This is a genomic window from Agromyces sp. NPDC029043, assembly GCF_055564615.1.
Map to the genome: position 1 here is coordinate 1 of NZ_JBVHVX010000033.1, position 19,444 is coordinate 19,444.

Annotated in this window: 19 protein-coding genes, 1 tRNA gene and 1 rRNA gene; all 21 read right to left on the reverse strand. The window is 67.7% G+C overall.

Features of this window, described 5'->3' with window-relative positions; all coding sequences use genetic code 11:
* Positions 1–300: 300 nt before the first annotated feature.
* Positions 301–498 carry a hypothetical protein gene (locus tag ACZ4TW_RS22995; RefSeq protein ID WP_465546719.1) on the reverse strand — a complete coding sequence of 66 codons (198 nt, stop codon included), beginning with the start codon at positions 496–498 and terminating at the stop codon, positions 301–303.
* A gap of 4 nt (positions 499–502) precedes the next feature.
* Positions 503–742, reverse strand: coding sequence for a helix-turn-helix domain-containing protein (locus ACZ4TW_RS23000; protein WP_465546721.1), 240 nt, complete (start codon positions 740–742; stop codon positions 503–505).
* 181 nt (positions 743–923) lie between these two features.
* Positions 924–997 (reverse strand) — tRNA-Pro (locus ACZ4TW_RS23005).
* Positions 998–1,086: 89 nt separating this feature from the next.
* On the reverse strand, positions 1,087–1,353 hold the full coding sequence (locus ACZ4TW_RS23010) for a GlsB/YeaQ/YmgE family stress response membrane protein (RefSeq protein WP_465546723.1): 267 nt from the start codon (positions 1,351–1,353) through the stop codon (positions 1,087–1,089).
* Positions 1,354–1,442: 89 nt separating this feature from the next.
* The gene (gene der, locus ACZ4TW_RS23015) at positions 1,443–2,849 is read right to left on the reverse strand and encodes a ribosome biogenesis GTPase Der (protein WP_465546754.1); all 1,407 of its coding nucleotides are present in this window, start codon (positions 2,847–2,849) and stop codon (positions 1,443–1,445) included.
* Between the two features lie 29 nt (positions 2,850–2,878).
* Positions 2,879–3,568: a (d)CMP kinase gene (gene cmk, locus ACZ4TW_RS23020; RefSeq protein ID WP_465546725.1), complete on the reverse strand. Its 690-nt coding sequence runs from the start codon at positions 3,566–3,568 to the stop codon at positions 2,879–2,881.
* Complete coding sequence (locus ACZ4TW_RS23025; protein ID WP_465546727.1) at positions 3,565–4,647, reverse strand: pseudouridine synthase; 1,083 nt, start codon at positions 4,645–4,647, stop codon at positions 3,565–3,567. Before ACZ4TW_RS23025 ends, cmk begins: the two co-directional genes overlap by 4 nt.
* Positions 4,648–4,654: 7 nt before the next feature.
* On the reverse strand, positions 4,655–5,407 hold the full coding sequence (scpB, locus tag ACZ4TW_RS23030; protein ID WP_465546728.1) for an SMC-Scp complex subunit ScpB: 753 nt from the start codon (positions 5,405–5,407) through the stop codon (positions 4,655–4,657).
* Positions 5,400–6,221, reverse strand: coding sequence for a segregation and condensation protein A (locus ACZ4TW_RS23035; RefSeq protein WP_465546730.1), 822 nt, complete (start codon positions 6,219–6,221; stop codon positions 5,400–5,402). The genes scpB and ACZ4TW_RS23035 overlap by 8 nt, the downstream gene beginning before the upstream one ends.
* 26 nt (positions 6,222–6,247) lie before the next feature.
* The gene (locus ACZ4TW_RS23040) at positions 6,248–7,234 is read right to left on the reverse strand and encodes a ParA family protein (RefSeq protein ID WP_465546732.1); all 987 of its coding nucleotides are present in this window, start codon (positions 7,232–7,234) and stop codon (positions 6,248–6,250) included.
* Positions 7,235–7,397: 163 nt separating this feature from the next.
* Complete coding sequence (xerD, locus tag ACZ4TW_RS23045; RefSeq protein WP_465546734.1) at positions 7,398–8,327, reverse strand: site-specific tyrosine recombinase XerD; 930 nt, start codon at positions 8,325–8,327, stop codon at positions 7,398–7,400.
* On the reverse strand, positions 8,324–8,980 hold the full coding sequence (locus tag ACZ4TW_RS23050) for an NUDIX domain-containing protein (protein ID WP_465546736.1): 657 nt from the start codon (positions 8,978–8,980) through the stop codon (positions 8,324–8,326). The genes xerD and ACZ4TW_RS23050 overlap by 4 nt, the downstream gene beginning before the upstream one ends.
* On the reverse strand, positions 8,977–10,674 hold the full coding sequence (locus ACZ4TW_RS23055) for a CTP synthase (RefSeq protein WP_465546738.1): 1,698 nt from the start codon (positions 10,672–10,674) through the stop codon (positions 8,977–8,979). Before ACZ4TW_RS23055 ends, ACZ4TW_RS23050 begins: the two co-directional genes overlap by 4 nt.
* A gap of 230 nt (positions 10,675–10,904) precedes the next feature.
* Positions 10,905–11,828, reverse strand: coding sequence for a copper transporter (locus ACZ4TW_RS23060; RefSeq protein WP_465546740.1), 924 nt, complete (start codon positions 11,826–11,828; stop codon positions 10,905–10,907).
* Positions 11,829–11,831: 3 nt separating this feature from the next.
* Positions 11,832–13,019 (reverse strand): putative cytokinetic ring protein SteA, encoded by a 1,188-nt coding sequence (steA, locus tag ACZ4TW_RS23065; RefSeq protein ID WP_465546742.1) that lies wholly within the window; start codon positions 13,017–13,019, stop codon positions 11,832–11,834.
* Between the two features lie 89 nt (positions 13,020–13,108).
* Positions 13,109–14,905 carry a DNA repair protein RecN gene (recN, locus tag ACZ4TW_RS23070; protein ID WP_465546744.1) on the reverse strand — a complete coding sequence of 599 codons (1,797 nt, stop codon included), beginning with the start codon at positions 14,903–14,905 and terminating at the stop codon, positions 13,109–13,111.
* Positions 14,906–14,921: 16 nt separating this feature from the next.
* Positions 14,922–15,929: an NAD kinase gene (locus tag ACZ4TW_RS23075; protein WP_465546746.1), complete on the reverse strand. Its 1,008-nt coding sequence runs from the start codon at positions 15,927–15,929 to the stop codon at positions 14,922–14,924.
* Between the two features lie 81 nt (positions 15,930–16,010).
* Complete coding sequence (locus ACZ4TW_RS23080; RefSeq protein WP_465546748.1) at positions 16,011–16,883, reverse strand: TlyA family RNA methyltransferase; 873 nt, start codon at positions 16,881–16,883, stop codon at positions 16,011–16,013.
* A gap of 11 nt (positions 16,884–16,894) precedes the next feature.
* Entirely contained in the window at positions 16,895–17,179 is a 285-nt protein-coding gene (locus tag ACZ4TW_RS23085; protein ID WP_465546750.1) for a hypothetical protein, read from the reverse strand.
* Positions 17,180–17,192: 13 nt separating this feature from the next.
* A complete protein-coding gene (locus tag ACZ4TW_RS23090) occupies positions 17,193–19,229 on the reverse strand; it encodes an HAD-IIA family hydrolase (protein WP_465546752.1) in 2,037 nt (678 codons plus the stop codon).
* A 127-nt stretch (positions 19,230–19,356) separates the two neighbouring features.
* A 5S ribosomal RNA gene (gene rrf, locus ACZ4TW_RS23095) occupies positions 19,357–19,444 on the reverse strand; the annotation flags it as partial.

The following is a 19,444-nucleotide window of genomic DNA, read 5'->3' on the forward strand; positions in this document are numbered from 1 at the left end:
TCAAAAACGGCGAACTCGTCGAACCCGGCACCGCCTCACCCGACCAGCAGGAGGCTGCCTGAAACAACCTCATCCACAGATCTTGACAATATCTCCCGTTGGTCAAAGTGACGGTAATCCACCCCAAGTGCATCCGAGTGTCTTCGCACAGCCTCGATCGCAGCCCCGGAAGTTGCACGAAGACCCAGCGTCCTCAAGACCGCACGCCATGACGTGCATGACCTCACTGCAGCGATCAGCTGCGCATCTGAGTACTTCCGCCTTGGCGGCATAAGCGAAACATATAGGTGGCCACCGACATCAGAGCGCCGCCTCTGCACTGTGCTCGCAGAGGCCACGTACATCGAGTGAATTTGGTGTCCGAGAACCGACGTCTTTGACGAGCAGTGTCTTCCCGTCCCAGTCGCGGTAGCGGGCGTGCGCTACGACGCGTCCGTTGGGGCTCGCGAGGTGATCGATCTTCCCGACGGTGCCGATGGTCAGGCGCTGGCGGCTCATCGGGTCACCGACCGTCCGCCGGTGCCGGCGGCTCGGGGTCGCGTTGCTGCTCGATCCAGATCCGCACGTCCGAGAGCGCGAACTTCAGATGCTTGCCGAAGCGATACGCCCGCGGACCGAGACCACGGGTGCGCCAGTCGTAGACGGTGGAGACGAGCACACCCAGGTACCCGGCGAGCTCGCCGACGTCGAGCAGCGGTTCCAGGCCCCAGGGGTTGCCCGCCGGGCTGTGTTCGGTGTCCATACTGAGCAGGTGCGTCCCTCTCCCACCCACGAACCGGGAGCAACCGGCAGGGTCGCTCACCTGCCGGAACGCGGCGGCCCGGGGGGCCACGAGAGGGCCAAAGTGATGGGTTTTCGATGACCGGATCGCATCCACCTACAGAAAAAGTCCCGGAAACCCTTGAGTTTCCGGGACCTCTCGGTCGGGCTGACAGGATTTGAACCTGCGACCCCCTGACCCCCAGTCAGGTGCGCTACCAAGCTGCGCCACAGCCCGTTGGCCTCTCGCGAAGCCTTAGAGAGCGTAGCCGACGACGCGGACTCCGAGCCAATCGCCTGGTCAGGCGTGTCGTCGGCCCGCTCGGTTCAGGATGCCGACGAGCGACGCTTGAACCAGATCCAGCCACCGGTGACGAGGATGGCACCGATCAGCGAACCGATGACGCCGCTCGGCTGGATGCCGAGGCCGTCCCCGCTGAGCAGGCTGATGAGCAGACCACCGACGAACGAGCCGATCAGGCCGGCGGCGAGCGCCAGTCCCCAGTCGATCGTCCACATGCTCTTGCCGCCGATGATGAGCTGGGCAAGAGCGCCGATAACCATTCCGAACACGATGATCGCCAAGATGAGCACGAGTGGAGTCTAAGCCACCCGCATCGACGCCGGATGCCCGCCAGGCAAACACCGGCCCGCACCGACAGGCCGGGTGATACCGGCCGACGTCACTTCCTCCGGCGCTGCTCCCGCTTGTCCCGCACACGCACGTTGATGCGCACCGGAGAGCCGTCGAAGTTGAACTGCTCACGCAGACGACGCTCCAGGAAGCGCCGATATCCGGCCTCCAGGAATCCCGTCGTGAACAGCACGAACGTCGGCGGACGGATGGATGCCTGGGTCGCGAACATCACGCGCGGCTGACGGCCACCACGCAGCGGCGGTGGTGTCGCGGCGATGATGTCCTTGAGCCAGTTGTTCAGCTGGCCGGTGGAGATGCGCTTGTCCCACGACTCCAACGCACCCTCGAGCGCAGGCACCAGCTTGTGCACCGAACGACCGGTCGACGCGGAGATGTTGACGCGGCGCGCCCACGGCACGCGGGCGAGCTCCCGGTCGATCTCCTTGTCCAACTGGTACCGCCGATCCTCGTCGACGAGATCCCACTTGTTGAAGGCGATGACCAACGCCCGGCCGCTCTCGATGATCATCGAGAGCACCCGCAGATCCTGTTCGGTGATCGGCTCCGAGGCATCGATCAGCAGGATCGCCACCTCGGCCGCGTCGAGCGCGGACCGGGTCCGCAGCGACGCGTAGTACTCGTGGCCGCTGGCCGTGCGCACCTTGCGGCGCAGCCCGGCGGTGTCGATGAACTGCCACACCTGGCCGTCGAGCTCGATCAACTCGTCGACCGGATCGACGGTCGTGCCGGCGACATTGTCGACGACCGAACGGTCGGATCCCGCGAGCTTGTTCAGCAACGAACTCTTGCCGACGTTGGGCTTACCGACGAGGGCGACGCGTCGCGGACCACCGAGAGCCGGTGCCTCGCGCGGAGTCTCGGGCAAAGCCTCGAGGATGAGGTCGAGCAGATCACCCGCACCACGACCATGCGCCGCGGACACCGGGAACGGCTCGCCCAGCCCCAGCGACCACAACGACGCCGTTTCGGCCTCCTGCCGTTCACTGTCGACCTTGTTGGCGCACAGGATGACCGGCGTCTTGGACCGACGCAGCACCCGCGCCACCGCCTCGTCGGTCGACGTCGCGCCGACGGTGCCGTCGACCACCAGCACGATCGCATCGGCAGTCTCCATCGCCTGCTCGGCCTGCGCGGCCACCGCCTGCTGCAGACCCTTGGCGTCGGGTTCCCACCCGCCGGTGTCGACGACGGTGAATCGACGACCCGACCAACTCGCCGCGTAGGACACGCGGTCGCGGGTGACCCCGGGAAGATCCTCGACGACGGCCTCGCGGCGCCCGAGGATGCGGTTCACCAGCGTCGACTTGCCGACGTTCGGCCGGCCCACGATGGCGACGACGGGAACGGCGAGGCTCTCGCCGGGCTCGCCGTCGATGTCGAGATCGCCGAACTCCCAGTCATTTTCATCGCTCCAGGTGCCATCACCCGGCAAGGGGGCGAGATCACCGTCATTGGTGTCGGTCACGACTGCACTCCGATCCGCGATCGGACCAGGTCGGTCAGCGCGTCGAGGACCTGGTCGAGGGTGAGCTCACTGGTATCGACGAGCTCGGCATCATCCGCGGCGCGCAGCGGGGACACCGTTCGCGTCGAATCGAGGTGATCTCGTCGGTTCACACTGGCCAGCACGGCGTCGTAATCGCTGTCGGCGCCGATGCCGAGGTTCTGGAGGTGACGCCGGGTGGCGCGCGCCTCGGGGGTCGCGGTGAGGAAGACCTTGAGGCCGGCGTCGGGGAAGACGACGGTCCCGATGTCGCGTCCCTCGATCACCACGAATGCGCCGTCGGCGATTCGTCGTTGCAGTTCAACGAGTTTCGCTCGCACGGCGGCGACCGCCGACACGGCCGAGACCGCCTCGGTGACACGGTCGGTGCGGATCTCCGCGGACACGTCCTGCCCGTCGAGGTACACCACCGACGCGCCGTCCGGTCCGGCGATCAGATCGATGTCGGCGGCACCGACGACGGCGGCGATCGCATCCGGATCATCCAGTGCCGCACCGGCATCGAGCACCGCGAGCGTCGCGGCGCGATACATGGCGCCGGTGTCGAGGCAGAACGCCCCGACGCGATCGGCGAGCAACTTGGACACGGTGGACTTACCGGTGCCCGCGGGGCCGTCGATCGCGATGACGCGCGCGGCTCCGCTCACATCCCCACCGCCTTGTACAGCGCGCCGATCTCGTCGCGGCCCAGCACGCGCAGGCTGCCGGGGCGCTGCTCGCCGAGCGATACCTCGCCGACGTGCGTCCGCACGAGCTTGGTGACGGGGAATCCGACGGCGTCCATCATGCGGCGCACGATGCGGTTGCGGCCCTCGTGCAGCACGATGCGGACCAGCGAATGCCCTTCGTGCACATCGAGAACCGTGAACGCGTCCACCTTCACCGGACCGTCGTCGAGTTCGATGCCATCGCGCAGGGTGCGCGCCAGGCCGCGCAGTACCTCGCCGCGGACCGTGGCCATGTACGTCTTGGGCACCTCGTAGGACGGATGCATAAGGCGATGCGCGAGCTCGCCGTCGTTGGTCAGCAGCAGCAGGCCCTCGGTGTCGGCGTCGAGGCGCCCGACGTGGAACAGACGCTGCCCGGCCATCACGCGCTCGGCGACGACGTCACCGACACACGGGCGGCCCTGATCGTCGGACATGGTGGACTGCCAGCCCTCCGGCTTGTTCAGCGCGAGATACTGCTTGGTCTCGTCCATGATCACGCGGGCGCCGTCGACACGGACGACGGCCGTGTCCGGGTTGATGCGCAGACCCTGCTCGGTGACGATCTCGCCGTCGACCTCGACGCGGCCGGCCGCGATCAGTTCCTCGGCTCCACGCCGGGAGGCGACACCGGCCTGCGCCAGAACCTTCTGGAGCCGGACGCCGTCGGCGACGTACGACGCGCCGCCGTCGCCGCCCTCGGCGACCTGGTGGCGGGCGGGGCGCGCGTTGTTCAGCCGGACCTTGCCGGAGGCGACGTCGGGTTTCGACGATCCCTTGCGGTGCTGCTTCTTGGTCGAGCGCTGCTGCGCGCCGCGGCCCTTGTCCGGGTTCCAGGCGCGCTCGCGGCTGCTCTTGTCCCGGCCGGGTTTGTCGCTGCTGCCCTTGCCGGTGCCCTTCCCCGTACTGCTCTTTCCGGTGCTGCTCTTTCCGGTGCCGGTCTTGCCGGTGCGCTTGGCGCCGGATGCGCCGTTACTCCTGCGCCCGTCCGGTGTGCCGTCTCGGCTAGCGGATGCCATGGTTCTCTCAGTTCTGTTCTGTGGTGTTCGGTTCGGGATCGGTGCCGCCGTCGCCATCTGCGATCGCGGCATCTCCCTTCATCGAGTCTGACGCCTGACCGTCGAGTTTGGCGAATCGAGGGTCTGTGAGGAGCTCCTCATCGAGATCGTCGATGAGATCCACATCGGGCAGCAGCGGCGCCAGATCGGGCAGGTCCGAGAGCGACGCCAAGCCCAGACGTTCCAGGAACATCTCCGTGGTGCCATAGGTGGTGGCGGTCGTCTGCGGGTCGGTGCCGACCTCGTTGATCAACCCCCGGGCGACCAGGGTGCGGATGACGCCGTCGACGTTCACCCCGCGAATCGCGCTGACCCGCGCCCGACTGACCGGCTGCCGGTAGGCGATCACCGCGAGCGTCTCCAACGCCGCGCGGGTGAGTTTCGACCGAGCCCCGTCGAGCAGCAGTCGCTCCACATAGGGGGCGTAGTCGGCACGGGTGTAGAACCGCCAGCCGTCACCGGCGTAACGCAGGTCGAATCCGCTGCCCGCGGCCGTCAGTTCCTCCGCCATCGCGGTGAGCAGATCCTGGACCCGCCGCCGGTCCTGGTCGACGGCGGTCGCGAGTTCATCGGTCGTGACCGGTGAGTCGACGACGAGCAGCACCGCCTCGAGCGCCGAGCGCAGCGTGGCGTCGTCGAGAGCGGGTTCGACGGTGTCGTCGTCGACAGCGAGCTCGTCGGCGATGTCGAGGGTGGTCTGTTCCGACGTGTCCTCAGCCATAGTCCTCCGCCTTGTCGATGTTGATCTCGTCGGGAGTGCGCTCCCCGGTCCAGCTGACGCGCAGTTCGCCGAGCGCCTCGGGTTGTTCGAAGGTGATCGCCTTCTCGCGGAACAGTTCGAGCAACCCGAGGAACCGGCCGACGACCTCGTAACCGTTGGCGCATTCGGCAACGAGTGCGCCGAACGTCATCCACGATCCGGGCTGCACGCTGAGCAACTCGACGATCCGCCGCGCCTGCTGCGGCACCGACACCTTCGGTACGTGCAGATGCCCGAGTCCGACGCTGGGGGTGGGCCGCGGCGTGAGTGCTGCGGCGGCGATCTCGGCGAACTTCTCGGCGGTCACGCCGATCGAGACCTCCGGCAGCAGCTCCTCGAACCGTGGTTCCAACGAGACCGCACGCGGATACCGTTGCAGCGCGGTGGCTTCCAGCTCGCCGAACAGTTCCGCGACCTGCTTGTAGGCCCGGTACTGCAGCAGCCGCGCGAAGAGCAGGTCACGCGCCTCGAGTAGCGCCAGGTCCTCGGGATCCTCGACCTCGCCGGACGGGAGCAGACGTGCGGCCTTGAGGTCGAGCAGGGTCGCGGCGACGACGAGGAATTCGGTCGTCTGCTCCAGACTCATCTCCGAACCGAGTTCGCGGGTGTAGGCGATGAAATCGTCGGTGACCTCGTGGAGCGCCACCTCGGTGACGTCGAGGCGATGCTGACTGATGAGGTTGAGCAGCAGGTCGAAGGGACCCTCGAAGTTCTTGAGCCGCACCCGGAATCCCGCGGCCGGCTCCACAACCTGCTCGACAACCGGCGTATCCACCGGCGTATCCACCGGAGTGCCGTCGGTCATGCCGGCGGGGCGTTACGCGCGATGACCTCACGCGCCAACGCCCGATATGCCTCCGCGCCCGCGGACTTCGGTGCCCACGACGTGATCGGCTCACCGGCGACGCTGGTCTCCGGGAAGCGCACCGTCCGGCTGATCACCGTGTCGTAGACGGTGTCTCCGAAGACCTCGACGACTCGCGCCATCACCTCCCGCGAGTGCAGGGTGCGGGCGTCGAACATGGTGACCAAGATGCCGCCGAGGTGCAGGCGCGGATTGAGCCGGTCGTGCACCTTGTCGACGGTGTCGGTGAGCAGCGCGAGACCACGAAGGCTGAAATACTCGCACTCCATCGGGATCACCACGGAATCCGAGCAGGCCAGCGCGTTCACGGTCAGCAGCCCCAACGAGGGCTGGCAATCGATGAGGACGAAGTCGTACCGGTCGAGCACCGGATGCAACGCGCGGCCGAGTGCCTGCTCGCGCCCCACCTCGGTGACGAGCTGGATCTCTGCGGCCGAGAGATCGATGTTGCTGGGCAGCAGGTCGAGGCCGTCGACGCGGGTACGCATGAGGACGTCGTCGGTGGCGGCCTGCGGCGGGACCAACAGGTTGTAGACCGTCTCATCGAGTTCATGGTGCGGGACGCCCAGACCGGCCGACAACGCACCCTGCGGATCGAGATCGACGAGCAGCACGCGTCGCCCGTACTCGGCGAGTGCGGCGCCCAGATTGATCGTCGACGTCGTCTTGCCGACGCCGCCCTTCTGATTGCAGACGGCGATGACCTTCGCCGGGCCGTGGCGATCCAGCGGGCGGGGATCCGGGATGTCGCGGTAGGGGCGGCCGGTGGGGCCGAGTTCCTCGCCGTGACCGGTCCGCGCACCGGCATGCGACTCGCCGCCGGCATCGTGATGATCGGGTCGTTGAGGCTGGGAGACCTCGAAACGGTACTGATGGCCGGGTGCGGGTGCCGGGTGGGACTGTGCGTCACTCGGTGTGGTCACGTGCCCGGCACTCCCTTCGATCCCAGACTCCCCGTTGTCGCCGAAGTCTCTGTCTGCCGCCGACCTCGTGCGGAACTCCCCGAGATCTCGATCCAGCCTAGTGGTTCACGCCGACGAACCGTCGGCGCACCGCCGAAACGATCCCCTCTCATCGGCGCGGCTCTCATCGGGCGCGCGGATGGGCCGTCGCGTACACCTCACGCATCGTGTTCACCGTGACGAGCGTGTACACCTGGGTCGTCGTCACCGACGCGTGTCCGAGGAGTTCCTGGACGACGCGGACGTCGGCACCGCCGTCGAGCAGATGCGTGGCGAAGCTGTGCCGCAGCGTGTGCGGCGACACCGCCTTGTCCAGGCCGGCGCGCTCGGCGGCGGTGACGAGGACCTGCCACGCACTCTGCCGCGACAGCCGGCCGCCCCGCACGTTGAGGAACAGACCGGGATCGGCGGTCCGGGCCGCCTTGACCGCCAATGCGGGCCGTCCACGCACGAGGTACGCGTCGATCGCCTCGATCGCCGGCCCACCCAACGGAACGAGCCGCTCCTTACCGCCCTTGCCGTGCAACCGCACCGCCCGCAGGTCGGTGTCGATGTCGTCGACGTCGAGGCTGATCGCCTCGGAGATCCGCGCACCGCAGCTGTAGAGCAGTTCGAGCAGCGCGCGGTCGCGCAGGGCTCGCGGATCGTCGGCGGCGCCGGCGGACTCCAGGATCGCGAGCACCTCGTCGACGGGCAGCGACTTCGGTAGCCGTCGGGCGGGACGCGGCGGACTCACCGCATGCGCGACGTCGACGTCGACGATGCCCTCGGCCGCCGCGAACTTGTGAAAACCGCGCGTCGCGACCAGGGTTCGGGCGATCGACGAATCGGCCAGCGCCGCACGCCCGTGCGCCTCGTCACCGCGCCGCAGATCGACCAGGAACTCGCGCACGTCCGGCTCGGTCACCTCCGACAGCGCCGCGATTCCCCTGCTCCGCAGATGGTCGGCGTAGCGCTCGAGATCGCGCCGGTAGGAGCTCACGGTGTTGGCCGCGGCCCCCCGCTCGACCGTCAGGTGATCGAGGAAACGGGCGACGTCGTCGGCGATGGTCATGAGCGTGCGGTGCGCCGCTCGCGGAAGGCGGTGGGTTCGTCGGTCCAGGGTGCGTCGACGGCCCGCAGCGGTTCGTCGACGGTCCGCGCCCGCACGGCGGCCAGGATGCCCGCGACCGCGGTGGCGTTCACGATCTCGCCGGCCAAAACCAGATCGGCCGCGGCGTCGAGATCGACCCACTCGACGGCCATGTCGGCCTCCTCGTCGTCTCGGCTGGCCGCGGGCAGTTCGTGGAGTCCGCGTGCCAGATACAGCCGCAGCGCCTCGTCGGTGAATCCCGGCGAGAGCACGAGATCGACGAGGACCTCCCAGCGGTCGGCCGCGAGATCCACCTCTTCGGCGAGTTCCCGACGTGCCGCGTCGACCGGCGACTCCGACGACGACGCGTCGAGCAGGCCGGCGGGTATCTCCAGTAACCGACGTCCGACGGGATGCCGGTATTGCCGCACCATCGCGACCCGCCCGTCGTCGTCGACGGCGACGACCGCGACGGCGCCGAAATGTTCGACGACCTCCCGCTCGGCGACCCGCCCGCCGGGCATCGTCACGTCGTCGAGACGCAACGCGAGGATCGCACCGGAGTACACGGTCCGGGACCCGACGACCCCGAACTCGTGACTACCCGGGGTATCGCGGCGACCGCCGTCGTTCACGCGTCGACTTCTTCTTCACTCACCGTCGCGGACTCCGACGACGTCCGCTGATAATCGCCGATGTCCACCGGAAGTCGTTCGGCCTCTTTGTATTTCAGTGCAGCGTCGATGAACGACCGGAACAGCGGATGGGGCCGCGTGGGTCGGGACTTGAGTTCCGGATGCGCCTGGGTGGCCACCAGGAACGGATGCACCGACTCCGGGTACTCGACGAACTCGACGAGATGACCGTCCGGCGAGGTGCCGGAGAAGACCAGGCCCGATTCCGCGATCTTGTCGCGGTAGGCGTTGTTCACCTCGAAACGGTGACGGTGCCGTTCGCTCACCTCGAGCGCGCCGTAGGCGGCCGCGGTCAGCGTCCCCGGCAGCAGCGTCGCCGGGTAGGCGCCCAGACGCATCGTGCCGCCCAGGTCGGCCTCACCGGAGACGGCGTCCTCCTGATCGGCCATCGTGGAGATGACCGGATACGGGGTATCCGGATCGAATTCGGTGGAACTGGCGTCGGTGAGACCGGCCGAGCGGGCCGCCTCGATGACCACACACTGCAACCCCAGGCACAGACCCAGCAGGGGTATGCCGCGGCGTCGGGCGTAGGAGATGGCACCGACCTTGCCCTCGATACCGCGGATTCCGAAGCCTCCGGGAATGAGGATGCCGTCGACATCGCCGAGGGCATGCTGCGCACCCTCGGGAGTCTGACACTCGTCCGAGGGCACCCACTTGATCTCGGTGCGAGCCCGCCAGGCGAAGCCGCCGGCGCGGATGGCCTCGGTCACCGACAGGTAGGCATCGGGCAGATCGACGTACTTGCCCACCAGCGCGATACGCACGGTCTCCCGGGGTTCGTGGACCCGGTCGAGCAGTTCGCCCCACACCGTCCAATCCACGTCGCGGAACGGCAATCCCAGCTTGCGCACGACATATGCGTCGAGCTGCTCGCTGTGCAGCACCTTCGGGATGTCGTAGATCGACCGTGCGTCCGGGGTCGAGATGACACCGTCGATGTCGACGTCGCACATCAGCGCGATCTTCTTCTTCAGTGCCTCGGGGACGTCGCGGTCACAGCGCAGGATCAGCGCGTCGGGCTGGATGCCGACGTTGCGCAATGCGGCCACCGAGTGCTGCGTCGGCTTGGTCTTCAGTTCGCCCGACGGCGCGAGATAGGGCACCAGCGACACGTGCAGGAAGAAGACGTTGTCGCGGCCGACGTCGTGGCGGATCTGCCGCGCCGCCTCGATGAACGGCAGCGACTCGATGTCGCCGACGGTGCCGCCGATCTCGGTGATGACCACATCGGGGGCGTCACCGTTCTCGTCCTGTGCCTGCATGGCCAGCACGCGGGACTTGAGTTCGTCGGTGATGTGCGGGATGACCTGCACGGTCTCGCCCAGGTACTCGCCGCGGCGTTCCTTGGCGATCACCGTCGAATACACCTGTCCGGTGGTCACATTCGCCGATTGCGAGAGGTTCCGATCCAGGAAACGCTCGTAGTGTCCGACGTCGAGGTCCGTCTCGGCGCCGTCTTCTGTGACGAAGACCTCGCCGTGCTGGAACGGATTCATCGTGCCCGGATCCACATTGAGATACGGGTCGAGCTTCTGCATCGTCACCCGCAGACCGCGGGCGGTGAGAAGTTGGCCGAGGCTCGAGGCGGTGAGTCCCTTACCGAGTGATGAGGCGACACCGCCCGTCACGAAAATATGCTTGGTGCCTGAATGCACGTGGCGCAGTGGTCGCAATGCGTCTCCCGTCTGGGTGAATCAGGTCCTTGGAAACCTGTTTACCTACGGGACTTCACAGTAACACCGTGTACGGCTCGAGGCTGCCATGACGAGCTCGGCGGGTCGTCGATTCCCTGTTCGCCGACGACCCGGGGCGAGCGACGTCACACCGGACCGACGATTCGCGTGCGGTGATCCCGCGATTACTTCTGTGCTCCGACGGTGATCGCGGTGGCACCGGGACCGGTGCCGAAGGCGCCGCTGCGGGCCTGCGACTCCTCGTCGAGCACCAGAATCGTGGTGATGCGCCCGGTTTGCTGATCGACGTTGTCCACGGTGGAGATCGCGTTGCCCAGCGATGGATCCGACCGGATCACCGCGATGGGTGATCCGCCCTCGGCCGATCCGGTTCGGCCCACCAGCGCGCCACCCTGACCGCGTGCGGCCATCGCCGCCGACAGGCGCCCGATGACCTGCCCCTGCGCGCCCGAGTCGCCCGGCAGGGCGTCGCCGGTCACGACCAGCACCAGATCCGCCGGCGAGATCGCATTGTCGACGTAGGTGATGAATCCGCCGTCGCGCAACGCCTGCAGTCCGGTGGTGGTGTCGTCGGTTGCGACGGGATCCTGGCCGCGGGCGTGGAGCGTGAGCGCGCCGAGCAGGTCTCCCGCCCGGGAGCCGGAGTCGGTGTACTCCGCGCGCAGCTGGGTGCCCGACGGGATCGTCTGGTCGACGATGGTGCGGAGTTTCTCCGCGTTGTCGTCGGCGACCGTCTGTTCGGTGATGCCGATCTGTCCGGAGAACTTGCCGCCCGCCGTCGAGATCGATTCCTTGAGCGCGTCGACGTCGGCGTCGGCGGCGTTGGGCGCCGTCACCACGAGAACCGACTGGCCCTTGAGGGTGCCGTCGATGAGCCGTGGACCCACCGCCGCGTCGAAGTTGTTGGCGGCGTTGAGTTTCTCGTTCAGGGCATCGCGCTCATCGGTGAGCGAGGTGATCCGGTCCCGCTTGGTGCCGGTGAGCGAGTTGACCCGGTCACCGATGAATCCGGAGCCCAGGAACAGTCCCAGGGCCAGTGCGAGGAACACCGCCGCCAGCGAAATAGCGTGCTGCCGAAGGGAAATCATAGGTTAGGAGTTCCACATCCCCTGCACCCAGTCGACCAACTGATGCCACTGCATGACGACCCAGTCGGTCGCCTCGGCGCCGATGCTCGAGAGTGCGATGGCCGCGATCACCGCGATCAGTGCGGCGAGGACGACGAAGGCGATGGCCGCACCCGAGACGCGGCTACGGTACAGCGTCGCAACGGCTTTCGCGTCGACGAGCTTGGCGCCGACCTTCATCCGGGTGAGGAAGGTGGACGGATTGCTCTCCCGCCGGGACCGATCGAAGAAGTCGTCGAGGTCGCCGCCGTAGCCGACGGTGACGATCAGGTCGGCACCATGATGGTCGACGAGGAGCAACGCGAGATCCGCGGCCGAACCGGCCGCGGGGAACGTCGTGGCACCGATCCCGAGATCCTGGATGCGCTGCAGGCCCGGCGCATGTCCGTCGGTGTCGGCGGGTAGCACGACCTGCGCTCCACCCTTGAGGGTGGAGATCTTCATGTCCTCGGGATCCCCGACGATGACCGACGGCTTGTAGCCGGCCTTGACGAGTGTGTCCGCGCCGGCCCCGACACCGACGAGGATGGGCGAGTACTCCTTGATGAACGGCTTGAGGGCACGCAGTTCGGTTCCGCGATCCGCGCCGTCGGCGACGACGATGACGTGCCGGCCGGTCAGTGCGATGTCGATATCCGGCACGCCGACGCCGTCGATCAGCAGCGGCGATTCGCTCCGGATGAACTCAATGGTGTTGCCGGAGAAGGCTTCCAGGTGATCGACCATGCCGGTCTTGGCGTCGATCATCATGTCGGCGATCTCACGCTCGTCGAGCTCGATGCCGTGCGCGAGGCGCTTGTCACCGATGTAGAGACGATCGTCGTCGATGCGGAGTTTGGCGCCGTCCTTGACGCGCTTGAAGACCTCGGTTCCGACGTTGTCCAGCAACACGATTCCCGATGCGACGAGCACCTCGGGCCCCAGATTCGGGTAGCGGCCACTGATCGATTCGGAGGCGTTGACGACGGCCACGACGTTGGCCTCGATGAGGCGGTCGGCCGTCGACCGGTCGAGGTCGACCTCGTCGAGGATGGCGATGTCCCCGGGACCCACTCGTTCGAGGAGGCGTCGGGTGTTGGTGTCGATCCTGGCGATCCCGGTGACACCGGGCAGGGTTTCGGTGGTACGGGCGAGCAGTGCAGGCATCTTCATGTCGCCCATGATTGACCGCGCATCTCGACGACACGTGGAGGCGCGCCGTAACAACTGCAACTTTTGTCACATAAACAACAGCAGTTGCATCACGATCCGGCGCTGGACCGCTCGTGTTCCGCGGTGTCGAGGAGTTCCTCGGCATGTGCGCGTCCGGTGTCCGAGTCGCCGAGACCGGCGAGCATCCGGGCGAGCTCCGCGATCCGCTCATCGCGGTCCAACTCCCGAACCGTGCTGGTGACAGCACGTTTCGTCGATCTCCCGGCCGCCTTCTCCCCCGCTCGTCCCGTCGTCACCGTCTGCTTGCCGATCACCAGATGATGATCGGCGAAAGCCGCGACCTGCGGCAGATGCGTGACGACGACGACCTGGTGTCCGCGTGCCAGACGCGCCAGTCGCTTCCCGATCTCGACGGCGGCGGCACCACCGACACCGGAATCCACCTCGTCGAAGATCATGATCGATCCGGTCGTCGGCTCGGCGAGGACCACTTCGAGTGCGAGCATCACGCGCGAGAGTTCGCCCCCGGACGCCGATTTCGCGATGGGGAGCGGTGCGGCGTCCTGATGGGCGACGAGCGCGAACTCCACCCGATCGGCGCCCGACGACCCGGCGTGCACGGCGACCCCACCCACGGTGATGGCCAGACGATCGTCGTCGACGGCAGGCTCCGGGGCGACCGAGACCGACAGCATCGCATCGCCCATGGCGAGGCCCCTCAGCTCGGCCGAGACCTTGGTGCCCATCAACGACGCCGCCGCGGTCCGGACCTTGGTGAGTGCCACGGCAGCGGCGGTGACCCGCTCACGCGCGGCGGTCGCCGCTGCTTCGAGTTCGTCGATGGAGCTCTGCGGATCGTCGATCTCGGCCAGGCGCGCTTGCGCCGAGGTGTGCCATGCGATGACGCCGTCGATGTCCGGCGCGTACTTGCGCACCAACGTCTTGAGTTCGGCCTGCCGGGTGAGCAGCTTGTCGAGTTCGTCGGCGTCGGCGGGCAGATCGGAGAGGAAGGCCGTCAGTTCGGCGCCCACATCGGTGATCAGGGTGAGCGCTTCCTCGACCCGCGGGACGAGTCCGCGCAGGGTGTCGTCGCCGGCGCCCTCCAGCAAGGACCGGACCTGACCCAACCCCTCGACGATGACACCGTCGGTGCTCATCTCGCCGGTCACGATCTCCCGCGCGCCGTCGGCCGCGGTACGGACGGTTTCGAGATCCGAGAGGCGCCGGATGGTCGCGGCGAGCTCGGCGTCCTCCCCGGGCGCCGGGTCGACGGCGCCGATCTCGTCGATGCCGAATCGCAGACGGTCGGCTTCCTGGGCGAGTTCGCGATGATTGGTCCGACGGACATCGAGATCGTCGAGCAGTGCGATCCACTCGTCGCGCGCCACCTGGTAGGCCCTGCGCGCCTTCTCGGCCTTGGCGCCGGCGAAGGTGTCCAACGCACGGCGCTGATGCTCCGGTTTGAGCAGCCGCAACTGATCGTTCTGGCCGTGGATGGTGAGCAACCGACTGGTGGCCTGCCCGAGGAGCCCGACAGGCACCGAGCGTCCACCGAGGTGCGCGCGCGAGCGGCCGTCGGCGGCCACCGAACGCACCGCGATCACCGAGCCGTCGTCGTCGAGTTCGGCTCCCGCCGATGCGAGCAGGTCCGCGAGCTCGGTGTCGGCGATCCGACCGTCGGCGTCACCGAGCCGGAACCGACCCTCCACCGTCGCCTTCGCGTTCCCGGTGCGGACGCGGCCGGCGTCGGCGCGCGCACCCGAGAGCAGATGCAGGCTCGTCACGATCATCGTCTTGCCCGCACCGGTCTCACCGGTGAGCACGGTGAATCCCGGATGGAGCTGCGCCGACGCCCGTTCGATGACCCCGAGACCTTCGATGGTCAATTCTTCGAGCATGGGTCTAGACCTGCCTCCCCCGCCAGCCGGTGACCGGCAATTCGAACTTCGTCACGAGACGATCAGCGAACGGATCGGAGTCGATACGGACCCAGCGCAGCGATTGCTCACCGCGCTTGACCTCCACCCGCGCACCCGCGGGCACCGGGATCTGTCGTCGACCGTCGCACAACGCGACCGCCGAGCGTCCGTCTTTGTCGATCTCGAGCGCGACCCGCGACCACGGGCTGGTCACCATGGGACGTGCGAACAGCGCATGAGCGTTGCTCGGCACCACCAGGATCGCCTCGAGATCCGGCCACATGACCGGGCCACCCGCGCTGAACGCATACGCCGTAGAACCGGTCGGTGTCGACACCAGCACGCCGTCGGCGCCGAACGACGAGACCGGTCGTCCGTCGACCTCGGTAACAAGCTCCAGCACACCATGATTCGTCCGGTTCTGAATCGCGACCTCGTTCAGCGCCCAGGTGCGGCCCAGGATCGTGTCGGGATTGGCCGGGTCGATGACGGTGATGTCGAGGGTCATCCGCGGTTCGACACGGTACTCGCGCGCGACGAGCTGAGCCATCACCTCGTTGACACGGTTGGCCTCCGCCTCGGCGAGGAACCCGATGTGCCCGAGGTTGATTCCGAGAAGCGGCACGTCGGCGGGATAGGCGAGTTCGGCGGCGCGCAGGAAAGTCCCGTCACCGCCGAGCACGATCACGATCTCGCAGCCCTCGGCGGATCCCGGATCATCGCCGGTGGTGATCTCGACGTCGGCGCCGATCTCGCGCAGGAACTGCGGATCCACGGGATGACTCAGCGGCACCTGCGGTCCGGGTTCGCGTTCACCGGTGGGAGTATTCGACTCGGACTTGGGCCGGGTGTCGTGGTCGACGACGCGCAGCGTCACGCCCGCCGACGCACAGTGACGCGCAATCGCGGCCATCGTCTCGATGACGACGGCACGTCCGGTATGTGCCACCACCAGGAACTCCCGGTGTTCGACCGCTGGATCAGCCGCCACTGTCGTCCTTTCTGTCCGCACCGACCCGCCGCATCCGGCCACCCTGGACGGGTCGCTTGGTTCGCACGTCTCGGCGCCGCGTCATTGCGGCCCGTCCTCGACCGCCGCGGAGATCATCGCGAGCAGGTCGGCGTCGTCATCGACGCCCTGACCCCCGACTGTATCGGTCATCTCGTCTCCGGTGGTCGCCGCATCTTCGTCGACGACGGGTTTGTGGAGCCAGAGAAAGTATTCGACGTTCCCGGCCGGTCCGGGCAGCGGACTGGCGACGACGCCGCGCGTCACCAGCCCCAGTCCGCGTGCCTGCCGCGCCACGTCGGCGACCGCCTCGGCCCGCAGCGCGGGATCGCGCACCACGCCACCCGACCCGACACGATCCTTGCCGACCTCGAATTGCGGTTTGATCATGGGCGTCAGGTCCGCGCCGGGACGCGCACACGCGGCGAGCGCCGGCAGCACCAGGGCCAAGGAGATGAACGAGAGATCGGCGACGACGAGATCGACCTCACCTCCGATGGCATCCGACGTCAGGTGCCGGACGTTGGTGCGGTCGATGACGTGCACCCTGTCGTCGTTCTGCAGACGCCAGATCAGTTGCCCGTAACCGACATCGACGGCGACGACCTCCCGCGCGCCGCGGCGCAACAGCACGTCGGTGAAACCACCGGTCGACGCGCCCGCATCGAGGCAGCGGCGGCCCGCCACGCTCAGCCCGTGCGGCTCGAACGCCTCGAGCGCACCCACCAGCTTGTGCGCCCCACGCGATGCCCAATCATCCGACGGCGCGTCGACGAGGACGATCGGCGTATCACGACCGACGTTCGTCGCGGGTTTCGAGGCGACGGTGCCGTTGACCTTCACCAGTCCGCCGTCGATGAACTCACGGGCCTGCTCACGCGATCTCGCGAGACCACGACGCACCAGTTCGGCGTCGAGGCGGGCGCGGGCGGCCATTCAGCCGCACCTCATCGCCGGTCGACCTCGTCGAGTGCGGTGGTCAGTGCCTCGTGAGCCTGCTCCAGCAACACCGTCTGACGGGCGAGCGCGACGAGATCGAACTCATCGCCGACCGCTTCGGTGATCTGATCGACCTCGCTGAGCAGTGCCCGCACCTCGTCGACGATGGTCGTGGTGACGGCGTCGGTGTCGGGTAGATCGGCGGATGCCTCGGTGGCCGGAACCGATCGCGCGAGATCGCCGGGCGTCGGCATCGGCCGACCGTCGTTGCCGCTGGTGTGTGGAGTGCTCATGTCGTCTCCAACGCTAGCCGACGACGCGCAAACCCAACGCCTGCAGCGCCGAGGCGATCTCGGGTTCGGCAGCGGCCACGCGCAGCGTGCCGTGATCGAGCGCCGATTCGTCATCGAACTGCCACACCGCAGCCGCGAGCGCGGGCAGCAAGGTCGACGTCGACACGGACGCGTCGGCCCGGGACACGCTGACGACATCGCCGTCGACGGTGACAGTCCATCCGGCCTGCTCGACGATGCGAGCCGACTCGGGATCGGTGAGGAGACCGCGCAGATCGTCGACGACGAACGTCGGCCGACGCTCCGGCGGTGCCGCCAGCAGATCTGCTGCCGTGCTCACACCCGAGAGGACGAGCACGCTGTCGAGTCCGACGGCGTGGGCACCCTCGATGTCGGTGTCGAGGCGATCACCGACGACGAGGGACCGATTGACGCCGCTGCGGCGGATCGCGTCGACCATGAGTGGTGCCGCAGGTTTGCCGGCAACCAGCGGCGACGCCCCGGTGGCGTTGGCGACGGCGGCGACGAGCGACCCGTTGCCGACGAGCTGTCCGCGCTCGGAGGGCAGGGTCGCATCGATGTTCGTGGCGACCCACAGCGCACCGGCGCGGATGGCGAGCGCGGCCTCCGACAGTTCCGCCCACCCGATATCCGGCGAGTATCCCTGGATCACCGCGGCCGGGCGGTCATCGGCACTCCGGGTCACGCCGATGCCGACCTCGCGGACCTCCTGCGCAAGCCCATCGGTGCCGAGGACCAGCGCCCTGGATCCCGGTTCGAGGTGTTCGGACAGCAGTCGCGCACCGGACTGCGCACTCGTGACGACCTGCTCGGGAGTCGCGGTGAATCCCAGCTCGGTCAGATGCTCGGCGACGGCATCGGGGCGTCGGCTGGCATTGTTCGTCACGAAGAACTGCGGAAGCGACACCGCCGCAAGAGTGTCGACGGCACCCGGGATCGGCCGATGACCGGCGAAGACGGTTCCGTCGAGATCGAGTAGGAGTGCCTCGTACGTATCGATGATGGTGCGCTGGGGTTCCGCGTGCTGGGGTTCCGTGTGCTGCGACGCAGCAGCGGCCGGCTCGGCCTGGACAGTCGGATCGGTCTGGACAGTCGGATCGGACACGAGATCCGGCTCCGCTGCCACCGCGGGTGCCGCCTCAGGTTCTGGTCCTGGTTCGGGTTCTGCCTCAGGCGCTGGTACCGATTCGGGTTCTGCCTCAGTCGCTGGTACTGATTCGCGCGCCGGTTCTGCGACAGCTTCCGATTCTGACTCTTCCAGATCCTCGGGCAGCCCTTCGCTCAGCTCCACGAGACGGAGCTCGGCGTCGGTCACGTCGTCGATGTCGGCGGAGGCGGCGTTCATGAACCAGGTGGTGGCGTCGTCGGTGCGTCCGGCGGCGAGGAGCGCCGACGCGTAGGCATAAAAGAGTCGCGCGGGACCGGTACCCGTCTGACCAGGCGCGAGATTCTCGAGCTGCAGAGTGACCAGCGCCTTCTCCGGCTCCCCGAGGTCGATCCGCGCGCCGGCCTCGACGATCCGCATCTCGCTGGCTTCCTCGCCCGTGAGCGCACGCCCTTCCTCGCTGCGGGCGATCTCGATGGCTCGCTCGGCGCGGCCGAGACCGCGCTCAGAGTCCGCGATCAGGGGCAACAGACCGTCGCTGCCGGTGATGCGTCGCGCGGCGCGCAGTTCGGAGATCGCCTCCTGCCACTCGCCCGCGTTGTAGGCGGCGATCCCTGCGGTCTCGCGGATGAGACCTATACGGCCCGCACGACGCCGCGCTGCGCGCGCATGCTCGAGCGCCAGCGCAGGGTCCTCCTCGAGCAGTCGCGTGACCATCACGAGGTGGCGTGCGACGTTCTCGGCATTCGCCTTGTCCAGGGTCAGCAGATCTCGTCGGACCTCGGGATCGAGATCCGACGCGGCGACGTCGGCCGGCAATGCCGGCTCATCGGGGCGCCCCGCCGAACCTGTGCCGCGCTTCTGGCCGCCACGTTGCCCCGGACGTTGGCCGGGACGTCCCTGCCTGCGGTCATGATCACTCATGGGTGTCAATCTATGCCCTCTCGGACGATCAGGTACAGGCGGGCGCCCGTACCCGGAGAAATAGTCGGAAAAAGCAGAATGCCCCGTATTCGAAATAAATTCGAATACGGGGCATCCCGTAAATTGTGTTCGGCGGTGTCCTACTCTCCCACACTGATTAGGGTGCAGTACCATTGGCGCTGGAGGGCTTAGCTTCCGGGTTCGGAATGGGGCCG

Bases quoted from the DNA above. Each gene is read 5' to 3' on its own strand.
- ACZ4TW_RS23090 (WP_465546752.1), bottom strand. From the start codon at position 19,229: ATGAGTGATCATGACCGCAGGCAGGGACGTCCCGGCCAACGTCCGGGG.
- steA (WP_465546742.1), bottom strand. From the start codon at position 13,019: ATGAAGATGCCTGCACTGCTCGCCCGTACCACCGAAACCCTGCCCGGT.
- ACZ4TW_RS23000 (WP_465546721.1), bottom strand. From the start codon at position 742: ATGGACACCGAACACAGCCCGGCGGGCAACCCCTGGGGCCTGGAACCG.
- ACZ4TW_RS23085 (WP_465546750.1), bottom strand. From the start codon at position 17,179: ATGAGCACTCCACACACCAGCGGCAACGACGGTCGGCCGATGCCGACG.
- ACZ4TW_RS23025 (WP_465546727.1), bottom strand. From the start codon at position 4,647: ATGGCATCCGCTAGCCGAGACGGCACACCGGACGGGCGCAGGAGTAAC.
- ACZ4TW_RS23080 (WP_465546748.1), bottom strand. From the start codon at position 16,883: ATGGCCGCCCGCGCCCGCCTCGACGCCGAACTGGTGCGTCGTGGTCTC.
- ACZ4TW_RS22995 (WP_465546719.1), bottom strand. From the start codon at position 498: ATGAGCCGCCAGCGCCTGACCATCGGCACCGTCGGGAAGATCGATCAC.
- scpB (WP_465546728.1), bottom strand. From the start codon at position 5,407: ATGGCTGAGGACACGTCGGAACAGACCACCCTCGACATCGCCGACGAG.
- xerD (WP_465546734.1), bottom strand. From the start codon at position 8,327: ATGACCATCGCCGACGACGTCGCCCGTTTCCTCGATCACCTGACGGTC.
- ACZ4TW_RS23060 (WP_465546740.1), bottom strand. From the start codon at position 11,828: ATGATTTCCCTTCGGCAGCACGCTATTTCGCTGGCGGCGGTGTTCCTC.